We start from the raw sequence: 18767 nt of genomic DNA on the forward strand, positions 1-18767 counted from the left end.
CCGGGCCGGGCCACGCCGGGCCGGGCCGCCAGTCCCTTTCAATGCGCCGAGAACCCCAGCAGGTACTCGTAGCTGAGGCTGGTGGTGCGCGCATCGCCTGCCACGGGCAGGCGCACGATGGCCAGCAGCTGGTTCATGCCGGCACGCGGTGTGACGGTCACCAGGCCGTCGGCATCGGTTGCCAGTGGCGGACCGCTTTCTCCCAGCGACACGCGCACGCCGGCCCGGGGCTGGCCGTTCAGCAGCACCTGGAATTGCTGGGGCTCGCCCGCGTGGGGCGAGCGGCGGGTCCTGGCGATGATCTCCAGGGTCTGGCCCAGCTTCTCGCGGGTGACCGGGCCCCATTCGAGGATGGTCTTGTGGAACTTGAGCGCATGCACGCCGCTGGTGGCACCGGGGTTCTCGGTCATGGGCTTTTCGACCATCGGCCCCTCGCCCACGCGGCTGAAAAATCCGTTGTCGAAATGCGCGGCCAGCAGCGCGGCCTTGCGGGCCGGCGTGGCGCGGGCGCCGCCGGGCACGGGCTGCACGGCCACGTCGATGCGGCGGCCGCGCGCGTCATAGGCCTCAACGCTCTTGAGCTTGCCGGCCGCAAAGTTCTCCAGCTTGCCCTCATGGCCGCCGAACTGCACGGTGTAGGCGCCGTCGGCATCGGGCTCCAGCCAGACGTTGTGGGCCTGGGCCAGCGGTGCGCAGGCCAGCAGCGCAGCGAACGCTGCGGCGGCGAAGGGATGGCGGGCTGTCATGTACCTGTTTCTCATTTGGGGTTTCCTCAAAACTGCGTCTGCACGCCGACCTTGAGCGTGCGCGGCGCTCCGGGCGCGAACAGCGGCACGCCGCGGATGACCGAGGCCGACGTGGCATAGGCCTTGTCCCCCAGGTTGGAGACCACGGCGTAGATGCGGCTGCGCGCCGAAGGCAGGCGCCAGCTCAGGCCCAGGTCCCAGGTGGCGTAGCCGCCATAGAAGACGCTGTTGTCGGCGGTGACGGCATAGCGGCCCACGCGGCGCCAGGTGAGCGAGCCTTCCCACTGCGCCAGCGGGCGCCAGGCCAGGCCCACGGTGGCCGTCTGCCGGGGCACGCCGGCCACCTGGTTGCCGACCAGGGCCGGGTTGCCGTTCTCGGTCACGCGCGAATGGGCGCTGCCCCAGGCCACTTGCAGGTCCAGGTTCTTGCGCACGGCCCACAGCGCGCTGGCCTCCACGCCCGTGCGGCGCGTTGCGCCGAAGTTCTCATAGACGCCGGGCGCCACGCTGCGGATCTCGCCCGAGGACTGCAGCCTATAGGCGGCCACATCCAGCACCAGGCCCGGCATGGGCTTGATCTGCGCGCCCACTTCAGTCTGGCGGAAGATGTTGGGATCGAGCTGCGCGGCGCCCAGCGCGTACTTGGCGAAATCGCTGGCCAGCGCAAATCCTTCGGACCAGCTGGCGCGCAGCAGCACACCCGGCGCCACCTGCGAGCGCAGGCCCAGCTTGGGACTGGCATGCGAGGTGCGCGCCAGCGGGCCGCAGGGGTCGCTGCCCGCCTCAGGGCCGTTGGGACGGCAGCCGCCCGTGAAGCGATCCCAGCGCAGGCCGGCGGACAGCTGCAGCAGGCGGTGAACGGGCGCATCCACCTCGGCAAAGGCCGAGAGGGTGTTGAGCCTGGAATTGCGGTCATCCAGGGCAGCGCCCGTGCGCTCGCGCCACTGCAGGCCATCGTAGAACTGGTAGTCGGTGGACTCACGCACGGCCTCCAGACCCGCCACCCAGTTGATCGGGGTCAGCGCCGTGGCATGGCGGCCATTGAGGCTGGTGCCTGCGCCGTAGACGGCGCGGTCATAGCTTTCCTCGCGCTGGCGCCACTGCAGTGCGTCGATGGGCCGGCTGAACCAGCGCGTGAAGCTTTGCTGCGTGGTGTAGGCATAGCCCAGCCAGGTCAGCCGTGGCGAGAGCGCGTACTGCACATCGGCGCGCAGCGTGGCGAAGTTCTTGCGCGTGCCATCGTTCATGGCGCGCGGATCGATGCCATGCGGATCGCGTGCGAACTGCCCCGCCGTCAGGTACGAAGGCGAGTCGCCCTCGCCGTGGTGCAGCCGTGCCGACAGCGCCACTTCCAGCTGCGACGAGAGCCGCTTGCTCCAGCGCAGGGATGCCGTGCTGCGCTGCATTTGCGACTGCGCGCGGAAACCGTCCGTGCGGTAGTGCTGGGCCGCCAGGTTCAGGAACTCGTCATCGCCCGGCTTCAGCCCCAGCGCCGCCTGAGCGTCCAGCGTGCCGTGCGAGGCCATGCTCACGTCGGCCTCGCGGTAGGGGGTGTAGTCGCCCTGCTTGCGCGTCTCTATCGCCATCAGCCCTGCGCGGTTGAAGTTTCCGTACAGCGCCGACACCGGCCCCTTGTAGATGCTGATGCGCTCCATCTCCAGCGGCACGATGACGCCCAGGTCCACATAGCCGTCGGCATGCGACATGGCCTCGTTCAGTGGAATGCCGTCCAGCACCACGCCCACGTCGCCGCCGTGCCCGCCCCCGCCGAAGCCGCGCATGACGATGGCGTCACCCACGCCGGACAGCTGGTAGTTCTGCACGTTCATGCCCGGCACCTGGCGCAGCAGCTCCTGCGGATGGCTGACATGGGCGTTGGCGATGTCCTCGGCCTCGATCACGCTGGTGGTGTAGGCGGCCGAGGCGCCGCGCGCGGTCTGGCCCTTGACCTCGACAGCCTGCAGGCTGGCCGTGGCGTTGCCCGCCTGCTGTGCACCGACATGGGGAATGCAACCCAGGCCCAGCAGGCCAGCTGCTGCAATCTGGTGCACGGCAAGGCGCCGGGAAGGGGAATTCAGGGGATGTGTCATGCGTTTCCAGGAGTTGTATGAAGAAAAAAGCAAACTTCATACCGACCTGCATGACAGGGCCTGCGCAAGGCGCCCGGCCCCGGACTGGCTCAATCGTCGTGCGAATGCGGATGGTGGTGCGCGTGATCGTGCCCGCCAGTCTCTGCCCTGCGCACCATCACCACGTTGAGCTGGCCGTGGTGCACGCCGCGCTCGGCCGTGATGGTGTCGGCAAAGCGCCGCACGGCGCTGGCCGGGCCGCGCAGCATGACGGTTTCAATGCATTGCTCGTGGTCCAGGTGCACGTGCGTGGTGGCCATGTGCAGCTCATGGTGGTCGTGCTGCAGGCTGGCCAGGCGCTCGGACAGATCGCGCTCGTGGTGGTTGTAGACATAGGACAGGTTCGCCACGCACAGGCCGTCGGCGTCCTCGCGCTCGCGCACCTGGGCCAGGTGGGCACGCAGCACGTCGCGTATGGCTTCGGAGCGGTTGTCGTAGCCGCGCGCGGCGATCCAGCCGTCGAAATCACGGGCCAGGTCGTCGTCGATGGAGATGGTGAAGCGTTCCATGGGCAGCACAAGTGGAGGGAAACAGGAAGATGGCGGCAACAGCGGGGCAGGCGCAAAAGACAAACATCACGCCGGATCTGCCGGCCATTGTCCGGCCATCCAGGCCCTTGCCCCACATGCCTCACATGCCCCACATGCAACAGCCGCGCCAATCACTGTCGGTACGGACTGGCAATAGCGACAAACCACCACGGTCATGCTTTGTTCACATTCGCGCCATATCCGGTTACGCTGATCGAGGATGCGCGGTGCGCACCGTCGATCGCTGAAAGGGGCGCGGCATGCAGTATTCATACGATCAGCTTCTGGATATGCTGCTGTCCCTGCTGGAGGCTGCGCCCGCCTGTTCTTCTCGCGACCAGGCCTTCGAACAGCTGCGCACGCTGTGGCTGCAGACCCACACCTATTTCGCGGCGCCCGAGTCCGAGCTGCGCCGCATCGCCGGCCGCCGGCTGGTCGAACCCCATGGCTGGAAGGACCTGGACAAGGACCCCTGCTACCTGGACCACGATCCCGGCAACGGCAGCGCCCTGCGCATCTACCTGCACCGCGATGGTGGCATGGTGATACAGCGCCTGCAGGGCGACGGCCGGCAGATCCTGTTCTCGCGCCTGGGCATGCAGCTGCAGCCTGCCAGCTGAGCCCGCACCCGGCCAACCCATCCCACGCTCAGGCGTAGGCCAGGATGTCGGCCAGCGGCCTGCGCGTCTTCTGCGGGCGCAGCGTGCCGGCCGCGTGGCCCACGGCCACCAGCATCACGGGCAGTTCGTGGGCCTGCAGGCCAAAGCCCGCTGCCAGCAGTTCCGCATCGAATCCCACCATGGGGCAGCTCGCCAGCCCCAGGCCCTGGGCGGACAGCATCAGCGTCATGGCCGCCAGCGAGGCCGAGCGCACGGCCTCGTCGCGCTGCAGCTGCAGGTTGTCCGCATGCGCGGCATGGGCCTGCGCCACCCAGCCATCGGCCGTGCGCTGGCTCATCACGCCGCTGTCCACGCTGGGCTGCAAGAACTCCGCCAGCCGCGCATGGGCGGCCAGCGTGCCGCAGACGATGAAGACGGCAGAGGCGTCCTCCACCTTCTGCTGCCCATGGGCGGCGGCCTTCAGCCGCGCCTTGGCCTCGGGTGTGCGCACGGCAATGAAGCGCCAGTTCTGCAGGTTGTAGGCCGACGGGGACAGCGAGGCCTGGGCCACCAGCGCGGCCAGGGTTTCGTCGGCCAGCGGGCGGCCGGGCTCGAAACGGTCTGCGGAAATGCGCGAAGCGATGGCCTGCCCGATGGGCATGGAGGAAAGTTCGGAAGAAGTCATGTGAAACGCTCGGTGGGAAAAAAGAGGAACCTCGATGCCAGAAACTCAGGCGCCGCGCGAAGCAGACCACTGCACCACCAGCACGCTGGCCAGCACCACCAGCAGGCCCAGGAAGGACATGCCCGTCATGGACTGCGACAGCAGCGCCCAGCCCAGGACCACGGCGGTGAGCGGGCTCAACAAGCCCAATGACGACACGGCCACCGAAGGCAGGCGCCCGATGCCGCGAAACCACAGCACATAGGCCAGCAGCGCGCCGGCAAGACACAGGTAGGCATAGGCACCCAGCTGGGTGAAAGACAGCGCGGGCAGCGGCGCATCCACCCACCAGGCCAGCGGCAGCAGCATCAGCCCGCCAAACAGCAGTTGCCAGCCCGTCAGCGCCAGCACCGGCAAGTCCACGCGCCAGCGCCGCGTCAGCCACGTGCCGGCCGCCATGCACACCGCGCCGGCCAGCGCCGCCGCCATGCCCACGGGCTCGAACACCGTCTGCGGCGACAGCAGCAGCACTGCCATGCCCGCAATGCCGGCCACGGCGGCCCACAGCGTCAGCCGCGCGGGGACCCGCCCGTCCACGCCCCAGGCCAGCGCCATCACCAGCAGCGGCTGCACGGCGCCCAGCACGGCCGCCAGCCCGCCCGGCAAACGGTAGGCCGCCACGAACAGCAGCGCCTGGAACACGCCGATGTTCAGCCCGCCCAGCACCGCCAGCCGCCACCAGCCCGAACCCGCTGGCAGCCGCCGCGTGAACAGCACCAGCAGCAGCCCGGCCGGCAGCACACGGATCAGCGCGGCCGTGAACGGCCGGTCCGGCGGCAGCAGTTCGGAAGTGACGATGTAGGTGGAACCCCAGATGGCGGGGGCCAGCGCGGTCAGCAGGATGTCGCGCCATGACATGGCAGCGCTGGCTGCAGCAGGAGCCGTGGAGGCACAGGACGATGAGGAGGAGGACATGGATTTATCTTCAATTCAAGACAAACCCATTATGCACGATTTATCTTAAAATCAAGACAAATGACCCACCCCCCCTCCCAACCCTCCTCCCAACGCCTGCCCGACCATGTCGACACCATCCTGGCCCAATGGCGCCGCGAACGCCCCGACCTGGACCCCAGCCCCATGGGCCCCATAGGCCGCATCAAGCGCTGCGCCGCCCTGCTGGAGCAGCGGCTGGAGGAATGCTTTGCACGCTTCGGCATGACCATGTGGGAATTCGACGTGCTGGCCACGCTGCGCCGCTCGGGCGCGCCCTTCTGCCTCACGCCCACGGCCCTGTTTTCCACGCTCATGGTCACCTCGGGCACCATGACCCACCGCATGAAAAGCCTGGAGACGCGCGGCCTGGTGCAGCGCCTGCCCAACCCGCAGGACGCGCGCAGCATGCTGGTGCAGCTCACCGACCAGGGGCTGGAGCTGATAGACCGCGCGGTGGAAGCGCACCTGGACAACGAGCGCGCCATGCTGGCGCCCATGCCTGCCGCCGAACTGGCCGAGCTGGATGAGAGGCTCTCCCTGCTGCTGCGCGTGCTGGAGGGCGGGCCTGACGAGGGCACCCGCCCTGCCCCCTGAACTGGCGTCTATCCAGGTCGTTGGAACTGGCGACGGTCGTGGTGCTCACGCCCTTCGCCATGACCCGGGAACGCTTTTGGCAAAAGAGGTGCTTCCCTTGAAGCACGTCGCAGGCACCCAGCCGCTTCTCGATGCGCCATGGCAGCAATTGCTTACCCGCATGTCTCAAGACCCGCGCTACAGCCCGCATCCCGGACTCGGCTGGGCAATGCCAGAAAATCCTGATCACACAAGCGCGACCCACAGAAGACCATTGGCTTTCCCACAATCTGCTGCAAAAACCTTGGTGTCGAATTTTTGTAGCCAGATGTAATGATTTCGCCAGAGATTTCCACTAAGATGTCCATTCCAACGGTGGAATGGCGATAACAGATTCTCAAACGACTTTGACTCCCTCGACGCACCATACCATCTTGATAATGGTTTACTAATCTCCCGCCTTGGATACAAAAGGCTGCCACAGGCTGAATGCGCGCGATTTTCAATCGTCCAATGTTCAGGCTTCTTCGGCTGATCCTTTACCGCACAATTTCTACACGAATGGCATGACGCCAGTTTATTCAGTCGGTAAACAGGCTCTTTAGCGAGTTATTCAATCTTTCAAACGGCACTGTGCAAAGCAGTCTCGCCGAGGCTTCGGCGTGGAATGGCCCTATGGCATCGGCACATAAAAAATGGGAGACATACCATGGACATATCGGAAATAGCTTTGGCAAATAGCGAATGCCATCTCGATGCTGAGCATCCAACAGCAGATGAAGTCATCGCGTCTGCACTCACTGCGCGCGAAATCGATGTACTCGAAGCGATGGCCAAAGGCCTTGGTTGCAAGGACATTGCGCACACGCTGGGCATCAGCGAACACACGGTACGCAAGCACCGCAGCAATATGTGTACACGGCTGGGCCTGCGCAATGCCGTAGAACTCGTCACGCATGCCAGGCGGCACGGCTGGTTGAGCGCTGCCCGCTCACCGCTCCCTCTGTCTCCTCGCGAGCAGGAGGTGTTGGCGCACGTGCTGGCGGGCCAGACCAGCAAGGAGATCGCACGTTCGCTTTACCTCAGCGACTTGACCGTGCGCAAGCATCGCGAAAACATTCTGCGCAAACTGGGCCTGACAAGCACGGCCCAGTTGCAGACATTCGCGCCAACGGCAACTCGCAATGGCGGCGACACCTGATATCCAGGCCAGCGTGCATCGCCTGTCCGTACCCACCGAATACGACATTGGAAGTATTCCACCCTCCTGGTGCAATTGGGCATGATGAGCACAACGAATCTCGGACATTGACTTTCGCGACTTTGGATCAACCGGAGGGTGAGCAATCTCCTTATGGCGGCTGCAGCAGGCACCATTGCATTTGAGGTTTGCGCGGTTGACATGGAATATCCGCGCGAGCCTTGAACGACTGCAGAGGCTCATATATCTTCGCCTTTTAGTCTCTTCGCCTTCAATTTTTTCCGTCTCTACGGTCCGCATCCGTCGAGGCATCTTCCCGGCGCTCACGTGTCGGATTCCTGCACGCAACTCAAAGGAGTATCCCGCCATGAATCATTCTTCGCGGTCACCCCCTGCGATTTCTCCCAAGCATCCCATGCCTTAGGCCCAATACCGGGCAATCATTCTCATTGGCAAAGAAAAGCGTTCATGACTTCAAACCTCATGTCGCTCCCTATCCATTCAATTTCAGGAATTGCACGCCATGTCAGATCAAGCCATGTTCAGCCAGTTGTACAACGCCCTTGTCGATAATCTCGGCACCCCGAATTTCCAGTTGCTTGGCACCCCCAAGGACTTCAGCTGGGGCACGGCTCCGACCGGGCAATGGGACCCGGCCGCCTATCAGATCGTCAGCGGCATGCCGCAGTGGTCCGCGATCGGCCAGTACGGCAGCCTCGATGCGACGCTCTTCGACGCCGTTCGCCAGATCTTTGGTCACGTGACATTCAAGGTCAGCCCCGAGCAGCAGGCCAATCAGGCGGAGCTGGCCAACCTGTGCGTCCAGAAAAGCAATGCGATGGCCAAGGCCAACAGCGACATGAACCAGTTCTACCTGAGTTCAAAGCAGAACGGCGGCTTGATATTCGCAGCCCGCTACCCTGACATCAACACCTGGCTCAACAACGCGCCGGAGGCTGCTGCCTACGTTGCCGCCATCCAGGCGGCCACCAACGCCTACAACCAGGCGGTCAAGATGAAGATGGAGCTGGAGCGGGCCAGCATGCCCAGCGATCTGCAGCGCGCCATCGACATGATGCAGATTCCGTCGGGCGACCCTGCCTCAAACAACGCACCGGCAGGCTGGACCAAGGTGCCGGATGGCTCGGGCATCCTGCGCTGGCAGCCGGACTTCCACATCGACACGACGGGCGCGGACTGGCGCGCAGCGCTCAGCAATGGCAGCGCAGGCGCGTTCTCGATCGCGATGAAATCTTCGCAGTCGAGCAGCGACTTCAAGTCCTCGTTTGCCAAGGGCTCGACCAGCGTTGGCAACTTCTTCTGGAGCGTCAACGCATCGGGCGGCTGGAGCAAGTCCGACCTGTTCAACCAGGACTCGAGTTCGGCAGTGAAGATCAGCTGCGAGTCCTCCACGCGCGTGAAGGTGAATCCGGGCGACTGGTACCCGGGCGGCTTCATGAGCGAACTGGCCAAGGCACAGCAGGGGCCGGGCGGCCAGGGCTACACCATCGTCGCCCCGTGGGTGGCCAACGGCGGCCCGGGATCGAGCTCCCTGTTCGGCCCGAACGGCATCGTCGCGGCACGGGTGTCCGAGCTGCTGGTCGTCTACAAGCCTTCGTTCGAGATCACGATGAGCGCCAACACCTACCAGCAGAACAAGCAGGCCTTCGAGGCCAGCGCGGGTGTGCGCATCGGGCCCTTCACCTTCGGTGGCACGGGCGGTCACCAGTCCGAGTACACCAAGAGCACCGCACAGGCCAATACCTTCAAGGGAAGCAGCACCTCGGTGAACCCGCAAATCATCGGCGTGATCGTTGATTTCCCGGGCATCCGTTGACCTGAAGACCAGCGGGTGGGCGGGACGCCGCGGCCGGTCCTGCCCACCCCGCCCACCCCCGTCAACCGGAGACAGCGTTCATGAACGTGATCCATCAGTTCCTCGGCGGCCTGGCTGATCTGGTGCCTCCGCCCCCAAGGGCTCCAAGCGTATCGAGCGGGCCGAAAACCGGCATGGTGTTCAAGCGCTCGGCATCCATTTCGGCGCCGCTGGTGCGGGGGCAGATGCTGATGCCGGTGACCGCGTGGAACTGGCCGGATCCAGTGACCGGCACCATGGCCGATGCGCAGTTTCTCTTTGCAGATACGGTGCCCCAGTCCGCTGCCAATGGCGCGCTGTACCAAGCGTCGGGGCGCAGCTTTTCGCAGGGATACAAGACCTTTCTGCAGGTACTCGAAGCCTGCAAATTCCCCTATCAGTCGATGCTTGCAGGCGCCATGCAGAAGATGGCAACGCCTCCAGGCGAACCTGCATACTCGCCCACTCCGGTGGGATGGACCAAGGTGTACGAGACCGGCTACCTCCAGTGGAAACCGATCTGGACACTGCCCAAGAGTTCGTCGGAGTGGAGCGCAGCAGTGGCTGTCGGCACGATCGCAAACCCCGGCACCTTGCGCTTGAATCTCAACGACACATCCGGCGCAGGGCCGCAGGCTCCGGCTTCCCTGCAGGCCCTGGACGCTTCCGGCCGCGTCCTTGCGCTACCCGCAGCTTCGCTGGAGACGGTCACGATCACCTCTGAATGTTGGGACCAAGTGCCGATCTACCCCGGCAGCTGGTACGACGCCTCGATGGTGGCGCTGGGTCGCGGCCTGGTGCCGGATGCAGGCGTATTCTTCGGGCCTGGCGGCCTGATGGCGTGCCGTGTGTCAACTTTCTACGTCGCGTTGAAACCCCGCTTCGACTTCACTGCCGCAGTGCCGATCCCCGCCTCGCTGCGCCAGACGCTGGATGAGGCTGACACCGTGCAGGCCATGGGTGTGACGGTTCAGCGCGCACGCGGAGACGGACAGCCAAACCAGGCCTTGCGCCTCGTGAACACCGATCCTGCCCCCGTCATCGTGGCCGTGAGCCTTGAAACCTTGGCGTGATCCGTCACGTCCACGTCCGGTCACGTCCGACGATTGGCGTTGGGCATCCTCAAGGTCGCAAGGCGCAGGCTGCTTGCCATGACGCAGCAAAGTGCGTGGTGGCCGCATGCGTGGCGGCCACCGGCCCTATCGCAAACCTTCGGCCTGGAGCGACTGGCGCACGGCAGGCCGCTCCCGCATCCGCGCATACCAGCCTGCAAGATGCTCCAGGCCATCGAAGCGAATGCTCGTCTTGTAGACCGACTCCAGCCACGGCGCCTGCCCCCACTGCGTGAGCGCGAACAGATAGGCATCGGCCACGGTGAAGCCATCGCCCATCAGGTAGCGCTTGCCGGCCAGTTGCGCATTCACCCAGGCATACCGCTGCTCCAGCTTGGGCTTGGCCGTCTCCACGCCGTACTTTCCCGCCGCCACCGCATACAGCAGCGGGATGAAGCCCTTGTGGATCTCCGAATTCAGGAAGGCCAGCCACTCCAGCAGCCGATAGCGCTCCAGGCTGCCATGGGCCGGCGCCAGAAGCGATGCAGGCCGCAGGTCCGCCAAGTACTGCAGGACGGCGGGCCCTTCCCGCAGCAGGCTGCCGTCGTTCAATTCCAGCAGGGGGACATAGCCGAACGGGCTGAGCGCACGGAAGTCCCTGCCGTCTTCCGTCTGGTGGGTCTTGTGGTCCACCCGGACCAGTTGGAAATCAAGCCCCAGCTCGTTCAGGACAATGTGCGGCGCCAGCGAACAGGCGCCCGGCAGGTAATACAGCTTCATGGAATTTCTCTGGTGATGGAACAAGGGGCCTGCGCGTTCAGGCACAGCCCCTGGCCAATGTCATGCACCAGGGAACAATCTGGAAGAAGGCAATAAAACTGCCCATAGGTTAAAAAAATATACCTGCCGCCTGCCTATGATGAATGTGCTATGAAATCCAACATCTCCGGCTGCTCCGTGGAAGAAGCCATGCGCCTGCTGGGCGGCCGCTGGAGGCTGCTCATCGCCTCCTACCTCATCGACGGCCCCCGGCGCTTCAACGACCTGCGCCGCGACATGCCCGGCATCTCCCAACGCTCCCTCACCTTGGACCTTCGCGCGCTGGAGGAAGCGGGCCTGGTCAAGCGCACCGTCTACCCCACTGCACCGGTCAAGGTGGAGTACGAGCTGACGCCCGATGGGGAGCGGCTCAAGCCCGTGGTGGAAGTGATGAAGGAGTTTGGGTTGTGGGTGAAGGGCAAGGCGCCGGCCTGACGAGAACTGCGCCGGCTGGTCGTCTCCATCCGCCCCCCCGCTGACAGGCAAGCCCCATCGCCGCATGAACGGTGATTTCCAGAAGAACGACCATGACGAACAAGCCTTCCGAGCAGGCATCCCGCGCCGAGTACGCGCGACGGATCAATCGCGTGCTCAACTACATCGATGCCCACCTGGATCAGCCTCTGGATGGTGCGCATCTGGCCGACATCGCCAATTTCTCGCGCTTCCACTTTCACCGAATTTTTGCGGCATGGATGGGAGAAACGCTGGGCAGCTATGCACAGCGGCGACGGCTAGAGAAGGCGGCGTTCCGGCTGTCCTGCGGCAGCAAGGAAACCGTGCTTGAAACCGCCTTGGCCACCGGCTTCCAATCGGGCGAAGCATTTGCGCGCGCCTTCAAATTCAAGTTTGGCTGCACGCCATCGGCCTGGCGCTCCACCACGCTTGAGCGGCTGAAGACCCAGGCGACCGCCATCGGGCAGCCGCCAGGCAGACAGGAGAGCAATCCTGATCAGGTCTTCGGCAATCTCCATCAGGAAGACCCATGCGCGTTCGGCGAACCTCAGGGCTCTTGTCACCTGAAGGAAAAAATCGCCATGGACGTACGCATCATTGATCTACCCAAAGCACATGTCGCCTATCAACGCTTGATCGGCCCCTATGGGCCAGCCATAGGCCAATTCTGGCGAGGCACCATTGCGCCGTGGATGCACTCCAATGGCCTCAGCGATCAAACGTGCTACGGCATAGGTTATGACGACCCCTCTCTCACACCCGCCAGCAAATGCCGCTATGACGCCTGCGTGGAAGTCCCCGCGCATTTTGTTGCCAGCGGCCAGGTGGACACCCAAGCCCTGCCGGGCGGCCGTTACGCCGTGGCAAGGTTCAAAGGAAAACCCGAGAGCTTGGCCAACGCCTGGATGTGGCTGACGCGCGAATGGATGCCATCCAGCGGCATGCAATGTGACGACCGGCCTTGCTTTGAGATGTTTTCTGCGGCCACCGCCATGGATGCCGAGACCGGGGAGTTCTGCTGCGACATTTGCATTCCGGTGCGGGCGCTGTAAAGCGACTCAAGCCTGTTGAGGTTTGACGAATGTGTTGGGTTGGCTGGGTGAATCCACTACCCGCTGCAGGCGTTGGACCTTAGCCGTCAGGTGTCGGCTTTGCAGCGGATGCCGTCATTCGAGGACAGACGCCACGTTCCCGTTGAACAGCAGGAAGCAGTCATCGGCTGATGCGATGACAGACTGGCTTCAACGTTCGCTATCAGTGGTGCAGTGGCTGTCCTGCACAGCAAGACGAACCTGAGCTTCTAGTTCCTAGGCGCCCCGTTTCAGCGACTACTTCCACGCGCGGCTCATAAATCTCCTGTCTGCGTCCCCCCACACCATAGATACTATGGAAAGCAAACAAATGGGAGAAATGTCATGGAACTGATCTTGCTGCCCGATAGTGGTGACAAGAGCCTCGAGCATCACTACACCAATGCGCTAATGAAGGCGGTCGAGCTATATATCGTCTCGGCCTATCTAACGGAATGGGATGCTCCGGCCAAGCTAACCGACGGCTGTAAGAAGTTCCTCTTCATCATCGGCAAGGACTTCGGTATCACCCGCAAAGAGGCTTGCCGTAAGGTCATGAGGTGGCTTCCGAAGCGATTCAACGGGCAGTTCATGGCCGCGACAGGCATTGATGGCTTCCATCCGAAGGCGATGTTTTGGCGAGAGGCTGACGGCAGCTTCCACGCACTTGTCGGCTCATCCAACCTGACCAGGGCTGCGTTCTCACGCAATCACGAGGCGAACGTCTACTTCCAGTTGAGCAAGTCGCAGTTCGACACCGCATGCAGTTGGGTGGAAGCTATGACGACCTCGTGCCTCGCCGTCTCAGAGGGTTGGCTCGAGATTTACCGAGAGGCCCCTCGCGGTGGGCCGACCGGTCCATCAGGAAAGTCCTCTGAGGAGGAACTGCTGGACGCCTTGAAGTTGCCACAGATTGCCGGCGCGGCCGAAATTGTCCGCAAGCGCCGGGACCAACTCGCGAGCTATGAAGTTCACAAGGCTGGGTTGATGCGCATTTTCAAAGCTTGCGCTAAAGGGCGTACGTCGAACGAAGACTTCTATGACTCCCTGCCCAAGCACTGGAGCGTCAAACTCAACAATCGCCTGCAGGGCGCAGGTTGGGAGCGCCAGGGTAAAGCGAGTGACTTCCGTGAACTCTGCCGATCGTTTATCCGCATAGTCGACGCACCTTCTGCGACGCGGGATACGGTGGTCGCGGAGGAAATTGATTCGCTGCGCAAAAAGGGTGTCCGGTCTCGCGGCGCGTTCTTGTCCGAGATGCTTTGTCTCCGGTTTCCGGACCTCTACCCGGTCAAGAATGAGCCGGTTGAAGAGTTTTTGGCGGCCATCAAATTCAAGGGGCCGCGCGGTGCATCTGAAGGCGTTGCCTATGTCGATCTGGCACAGCGCCTCCGCATGACCTTGCGCGCCAATCCAAAGCACCCCGCCAAGAACATCGCCGAGCTGGATGCGGTGCTTTGGCTCGCCTACGGCAAGAACAGTCCAGGGCGCGAATAGGAGGCGACTAGGCCGCAGTGTTTGAAAGGTGGTTTCGGAAGTGCAGCAGTCGGACGAGGTAATCGGCTTTCAACGGCCCCTGTTGGTAAGCGCCACCGCTCAGGCCATTGGCCGCGATTGCTTCAGTTCAGCGTAGACCTGCAATTCACCCGTGAAGGCAGTCGACGGCAGCTTTGATCAGCAGCCGACATTCGGCGGTCAATCCCATGCGGCGGGAACCAGCCTGAAGTAGTCCCCCAGCACCAACTTCGGCTTTGCAGCGATTGCTGCTGCTCATCGCCTCATGGTGAGCTTCGGCCACAGCCGCATAGCGGTCGTCAGAGCTTCAAGGCTCAAGCCAACCCAACGAAAGTTCTCAGGCGGGTAGCCGAAAGTGATGGTCAGTGCAATCTGTTGGCTGCTGGAAGTCCGCTATCGAGGCTCAGGACCTAGCACTGCCAACCCAAGCGGTAGAGCACGAGCAGCGCTTCGGGGCTGAGCGCCACAGTGTGATGCTCCCCATTCCATCGGCCACCTTATAAGGTGTCAACGAAACGGGCAGCAGCGCAGACGTGCAACACGTAGGACTACCGCCAAGCTGATCGGCTACCGATGCAAAGCGCAACCACTGCTTGTGAAGAATTCCACGCGACAATTGGTGCCTAGCAAGAGTCCTCGCTACAAGGGAAGGGATCGCGGGATGGGAGAGTCCAAACAAGGGATGGAAAAGCTCGAGGCAGACTTGGTCGCGCTCAAAGACCATGTCCAGCTTTCTAAATATGTCGCTCTAGCGACCGCCTCTGCAGATCCGTCGCAGCCCGCGACCAGCCTTATGCACGTGCGGCTCCAAGAGAACTTGGCGAACGTACAAAGCTTCGCCAGATATCTTTGGAGCCGAACGGCAAACTATGCACTATCTCGCAAACGAAGGCTTGAGTTCGAGGCTGAGCAAGCCGCCCTCCCACCTGGCGACATGAGCGTTTCGCTCTCAATCGCGGATGCGACACGCGATGCTTTCCTTGAATTCAACGAGAAGTACCCACACCGCTCAAGCGAGGTGGGCGAGGTTCTTGCTTACTGCATCGCCATTGAGCAGCTTGGCGCGGCGCAGCTTGCCGCCAAGATGTCGTTGAAGACTAATAACAACATGCCTGTGCATGGCCTCGACGGCATTCATGCCATTGTCGAGGGCGGTTGGCTGGTGATCTATTTCTTGGAGTCGAAGCTAAATAAAACCGCAAATGGCGGTGCCGCAGACTTCGCGGAGTCGGTTGCGGACTTCACCTCCAACAAGAAGCAATATCGCCGCGAGTACTCCATCGTCAGGGACCTGGGCAACCTAGACACACTGGATGAGGAGAGCCGTAAGGTCGCTTTGCGTTACTTCGACGTCATGGCGTCGCCCGACGATGTTCCCAAACGCGAGCGCTACGTGGGTGTGGTGTTGTACTCGGACGACAAGCTGTTCAATGGTCTACCACCAGTGAACAATCAGCAGCAACCTGGTTTTCATGAAAAAGAGCTTTCCGCTACTTACACGCAGGAACTTGTACATCACCAGAAAGCTGCCATGAAGCACCTCACCGACCACGGTGCAGATCCCAATAAATGCCTCGTCTACTTTGTCGTCGTCCCTGACACGGATGAAGTGCGTGAGCTGTTCTACGGCGCCATGGGGTATGTGCCCAAGAAGGTGCAACCATGAGCTCATTCGCACTGGAGCTATCTCAGCGTTTCACAAGCAATGACAAATACTGGACGCTGCTGGCCTCTCTGCAGTCGGCAGGCGTCGCCAAGACGCTGGCGAAGGCCCCGGTGACCGAGGATGTCAGCGCCGACGACCTTGCCAAGCTTTTGTACTGTGCCGAAGTCTTCGTCCAAACCGAAGATGAAAACCTGCACCGTCAAGCTCAAGAGATTGCCATCCAGTCGCTGCTGGTTACCCAGGATGGACAGGCGCGTGAGCGCGCACTGGGTCTTCTGGGCGAGCTGGGAAACTTCCCTAGTCTTAAGTTCGCTGAGCAGAACATCGGCAGGGGCGATGACACCTTGCTTGGGCTCGTCAATCGTCGGATATCAGAGCGGGCCAGTAGTGTCCAGATTGGAAAAGAAACTCTTGCGCTCACTGCGTATCAGCGAAGGGTTTGGCAAAGCCTGCCAGCAAAGGCTTCCCAAGTCATCACCGCGCCGACGTCGGCTGGCAAGTCCTTCCTGGTCCTCGAACACATTTACCGGCAGGCCGAGAGCAGCGAGCACTTCACAGCGGTGTACCTTACGCCGACGCGCGCCTTGCTGTCAGAGGTCCAGGGCAAATTACACGCCCGATTCGGCGGGAGGGCCAACATCAGAATCTCTGCAGTTCCATCTCTTGACCATCTTGAGCGGCCAAAGCAAATCTTTGTGCTCACCCAGGAACGACTCAGCAGCCTGCTATCAGTGGCACCAGATGACATGTCTTTTGACATCGTGGTCGTGGACGAGGCCCAGAACATCGCTGACGACGCCAGAGGCATGATTCTTCAGGACTGCTTGGAGAGGATCGCGCAGCGGTCCTTTGCAACCAAGGTCATCTTGCTAGCACCAGGAGCAGAGGGGATGCCGGCTGTGGCTCGGTCTTTTGGCGTCACTGAGCTGGTGCCCCTCTCAACTAGACTGTCGCCGGTTCAGCAGAACCGCATTGTTCTCAGCAAGGTCAAAGGCAAGCACTTCGAGCTAAACATTGCGCTTATGGGCCGCGACGGCGTTCGGCTGCCGATGGGCAATGTACGAGTTGAGCGTTCGCTTGAAAACAAGGCGAGCCGCCTTGCCAGTGTGGCTGTTGAACTGGGCGGCAACGACGGGTCACTCCTCTACGAGACCGGAGCTCGTGAGGCCGAGAAGACTGCTGCACTGCTCACCGCCCTTCTGAATTCAAAGCACGGGGAGCTCCGAGATGGATCGCTGGAGGAGCTGTCAACGTTCATCCAAGAGCACGTCCACCCTGAGTACCAGCTGGCGTCCATGGTGCGGCAAGGCGTCGCTTACCACTACGGTCGCATGCCGAGCTTGCTTCGCGAGGCGATAGAGTCCTCGTTTAAGCAAGATGCAGGCGGCGTCAAGTACCTGGTCTGCACCACGACTCTTGCCCAGGGGGTCAACCTCCCGGCTCGCAACGTGTTTATCGACACACCTACTAGAGGGGCAGGCAAGCCACTGGACCCGGCGCTGCTCTGGAACTTCGCCGGCCGGGCCGGCAGGCTAAACCACGACATCGTCGGCAATGTGTTCCTGCTCAACTATGAGGAGTGGAACTCCAAGCCGATGGACCAGTTTGTGCCGTTCCGAGTCAAGCCAGCTCTCGCTGAGACTCTCGTCAACCATGGAGCAGTGGTCAAACAGGCGTTGCTCGACGGTGCGCTGCCAGCAGAGCAAATCAGCAAGCCAGAGACGTTTCGCATTCGAGCATGCGCCGGTCTGCTGGTGGCACATGCCGCTCGGCAGGATCTCAGGCCTTATCTCGCCCGCGTATTGCCGACATCGGACGACGCAGTTGTCGACGATCTAGTGGAAGCGGCGGAAAGCGCTTACGCAAGCATCGGGCTGCCGGACTACATCTTGGCGGAGAACTGGACCATGGATCCGTTCGGTCTGCGCAAACTCTACGACTTCCTCATAACCAAGATTGGCGAGGGCGCGGTCCAGGAGCTCATCCCCGTTCCGCCGACCGACGCACCCACCGGGCACTACGAGAAGATTTTCGGTCGCATGGTCGAGCTGGTGACCGGCAAGTCGATGAAGTTCGGAATGCTCGCTGCTCCGTTGGCACTGTGGTGGATGAAGGGCATGCCCTATCCCGTAATGCTGAAGCTGTGGGCTGAGCGCCGCACAAGGACGGAAAAGCGAAAGGCGGCGATAGCCGAAGCTGAGGGAAAAAAACCGCCAAAGATGAAGACTATCAACCAACACATCTACGAGGCCTTCTCGCTCATAGAGGATGTGGTTCGATTCCAGTTTGTGCAGCTAGGCAAGGCTTATCGAGACGTCTTACTCCTTGCATTGCGCGTTACGGGGAACGAGGCCCTTGTGCCGAACGTCTATCCGTTCGCACTCGCCCTTGAACTCGGAGTTTCCACTGAAGCGGGGACCGCCTACGTGGAGCTGGGACTTTCGCGAATCGCAGCCGCAGCACTTGAGGCTCTTGCACCACCTGGCGAAACCTTGACCGCTGCCGATGCAAGGCAGTTGCTGGCTGACCTGGACCCTACCAAGACTACGCTAGGACCCATCATCTTGGGTGAGTTGCGCCGGCTAGGCCTTGTGGATGAGACAAAATTCGAGCATTCAACGGAGGCCTGATTCATCCGGCCAATTGCCCCTGAGGCCTCTTTGCTATGAGCGACTGTGTTCAACCAATCTGAAGCGAGGAACAGGACTTGCAGGCCTGTAGATGGCTGACGACGGCGGCAGGCCATCGTCAGCTTTCTTCGCAGCCTACCCTGTCACTACTGCATATGGGCAGACGCCTGTGGCGACCCACTTGTGCCCCCTCTGGCCGTACCTAGCGCCATCGTTGAGCCATCTGGCCCGACGGCGGCAGCATGCGGGATACTTCAAGAGGAATT

General features: G+C 62.3%; 17 protein-coding genes. 11 read left to right on the top strand and 6 right to left on the bottom strand.

Annotated elements, in window-relative coordinates; all coding sequences use genetic code 11:
- Positions 1–38: 38 nt before the first annotated feature.
- From PO605_RS24725 to nikR, 3 genes are all read right to left on the bottom strand, one after another.
- Positions 39–746, bottom strand: coding sequence for a DUF4198 domain-containing protein (locus PO605_RS24725; RefSeq protein WP_272207030.1), 708 nt, complete (start codon positions 744–746; stop codon positions 39–41).
- A gap of 26 nt (positions 747–772) precedes the next feature.
- A complete protein-coding gene (locus PO605_RS24730) occupies positions 773–2836 on the bottom strand; it encodes a TonB-dependent receptor (RefSeq protein ID WP_047470907.1) in 2064 nt (687 codons plus the stop codon).
- Between the two features lie 89 nt (positions 2837–2925).
- Positions 2926–3384 carry a nickel-responsive transcriptional regulator NikR gene (gene nikR, locus PO605_RS24735; RefSeq protein ID WP_126311923.1) on the bottom strand — a complete coding sequence of 153 codons (459 nt, stop codon included), beginning with the start codon at positions 3382–3384 and terminating at the stop codon, positions 2926–2928.
- Between the two features lie 281 nt (positions 3385–3665).
- Here nikR and PO605_RS24740 point away from each other — a divergent pair, with 281 nt between their 5' ends.
- Positions 3666–4025, top strand: coding sequence for a hypothetical protein (locus PO605_RS24740; protein ID WP_047470910.1), 360 nt, complete (start codon positions 3666–3668; stop codon positions 4023–4025).
- Positions 4026–4053: 28 nt separating this feature from the next.
- Here PO605_RS24740 and PO605_RS24745 read toward each other — a convergent pair whose 3' ends face one another.
- Positions 4054–4689: a nitroreductase family protein gene (locus PO605_RS24745; RefSeq protein ID WP_272207031.1), complete on the bottom strand. Its 636-nt coding sequence runs from the start codon at positions 4687–4689 to the stop codon at positions 4054–4056.
- A gap of 45 nt (positions 4690–4734) precedes the next feature.
- On the bottom strand, positions 4735–5586 hold the full coding sequence (locus PO605_RS24750; protein WP_047470914.1) for an EamA family transporter: 852 nt from the start codon (positions 5584–5586) through the stop codon (positions 4735–4737).
- A 117-nt stretch (positions 5587–5703) separates the two neighbouring features.
- Between PO605_RS24750 and PO605_RS24755 the strand changes: the two genes are divergently transcribed.
- The 5 genes from PO605_RS24755 to PO605_RS24775 all read left to right on the top strand — a co-directional run bounded on the left by PO605_RS24755 (position 5704) and on the right by PO605_RS24775 (position 10366).
- Positions 5704–6258 carry a MarR family winged helix-turn-helix transcriptional regulator gene (locus PO605_RS24755; RefSeq protein WP_017407357.1) on the top strand — a complete coding sequence of 185 codons (555 nt, stop codon included), beginning with the start codon at positions 5704–5706 and terminating at the stop codon, positions 6256–6258.
- Positions 6259–6355: 97 nt separating this feature from the next.
- On the top strand, positions 6356–6571 hold the full coding sequence (locus tag PO605_RS24760) for a hypothetical protein (protein WP_272207032.1): 216 nt from the start codon (positions 6356–6358) through the stop codon (positions 6569–6571).
- 375 nt (positions 6572–6946) lie between these two features.
- Positions 6947–7438 (top strand): response regulator transcription factor, encoded by a 492-nt coding sequence (locus PO605_RS24765; RefSeq protein WP_272207033.1) that lies wholly within the window; start codon positions 6947–6949, stop codon positions 7436–7438.
- Positions 7439–7961: 523 nt separating this feature from the next.
- A complete protein-coding gene (locus PO605_RS24770) occupies positions 7962–9275 on the top strand; it encodes a hypothetical protein (protein ID WP_272207034.1) in 1314 nt (437 codons plus the stop codon).
- Positions 9276–9355: 80 nt separating this feature from the next.
- The gene (locus PO605_RS24775; protein ID WP_272207035.1) at positions 9356–10366 is read left to right on the top strand and encodes a hypothetical protein; all 1011 of its coding nucleotides are present in this window, start codon (positions 9356–9358) and stop codon (positions 10364–10366) included.
- A 126-nt stretch (positions 10367–10492) separates the two neighbouring features.
- Here the strand turns inward: PO605_RS24775 and gstA are convergent, their stop codons facing one another.
- Positions 10493–11125, bottom strand: a complete 633-nt coding sequence (gstA, locus tag PO605_RS24780) for a glutathione transferase GstA (RefSeq protein ID WP_272207036.1) — start codon at positions 11123–11125, stop codon at positions 10493–10495.
- A gap of 150 nt (positions 11126–11275) precedes the next feature.
- Between gstA and PO605_RS24785 the strand changes: the two genes are divergently transcribed.
- The 5 genes from PO605_RS24785 to PO605_RS24805 all read left to right on the top strand — a co-directional run bounded on the left by PO605_RS24785 (position 11276) and on the right by PO605_RS24805 (position 18501).
- Positions 11276–11599, top strand: coding sequence for a winged helix-turn-helix transcriptional regulator (locus tag PO605_RS24785; protein WP_047470923.1), 324 nt, complete (start codon positions 11276–11278; stop codon positions 11597–11599).
- A 92-nt stretch (positions 11600–11691) separates the two neighbouring features.
- A complete protein-coding gene (locus PO605_RS24790; RefSeq protein WP_272207037.1) occupies positions 11692–12672 on the top strand; it encodes an AraC family transcriptional regulator in 981 nt (326 codons plus the stop codon).
- 363 nt (positions 12673–13035) lie between these two features.
- The gene (locus tag PO605_RS24795; protein ID WP_047470927.1) at positions 13036–14187 is read left to right on the top strand and encodes a phospholipase D family protein; all 1152 of its coding nucleotides are present in this window, start codon (positions 13036–13038) and stop codon (positions 14185–14187) included.
- Positions 14188–14866: 679 nt separating this feature from the next.
- Positions 14867–15871 (top strand): HamA C-terminal domain-containing protein, encoded by a 1005-nt coding sequence (locus PO605_RS24800; protein WP_082001519.1) that lies wholly within the window; start codon positions 14867–14869, stop codon positions 15869–15871.
- Positions 15868–18501, top strand: coding sequence for a DEAD/DEAH box helicase (locus tag PO605_RS24805; protein ID WP_047470929.1), 2634 nt, complete (start codon positions 15868–15870; stop codon positions 18499–18501). The genes PO605_RS24800 and PO605_RS24805 overlap by 4 nt, the downstream gene beginning before the upstream one ends.
- The last annotated feature ends 266 nt before the right edge of the window (positions 18502–18767 follow it).

This window comes from Delftia sp. DT-2, assembly GCF_028401915.1.
Classification (GTDB): Bacteria; Pseudomonadota; Gammaproteobacteria; order Burkholderiales; family Burkholderiaceae_C; genus Comamonas; species Comamonas tsuruhatensis.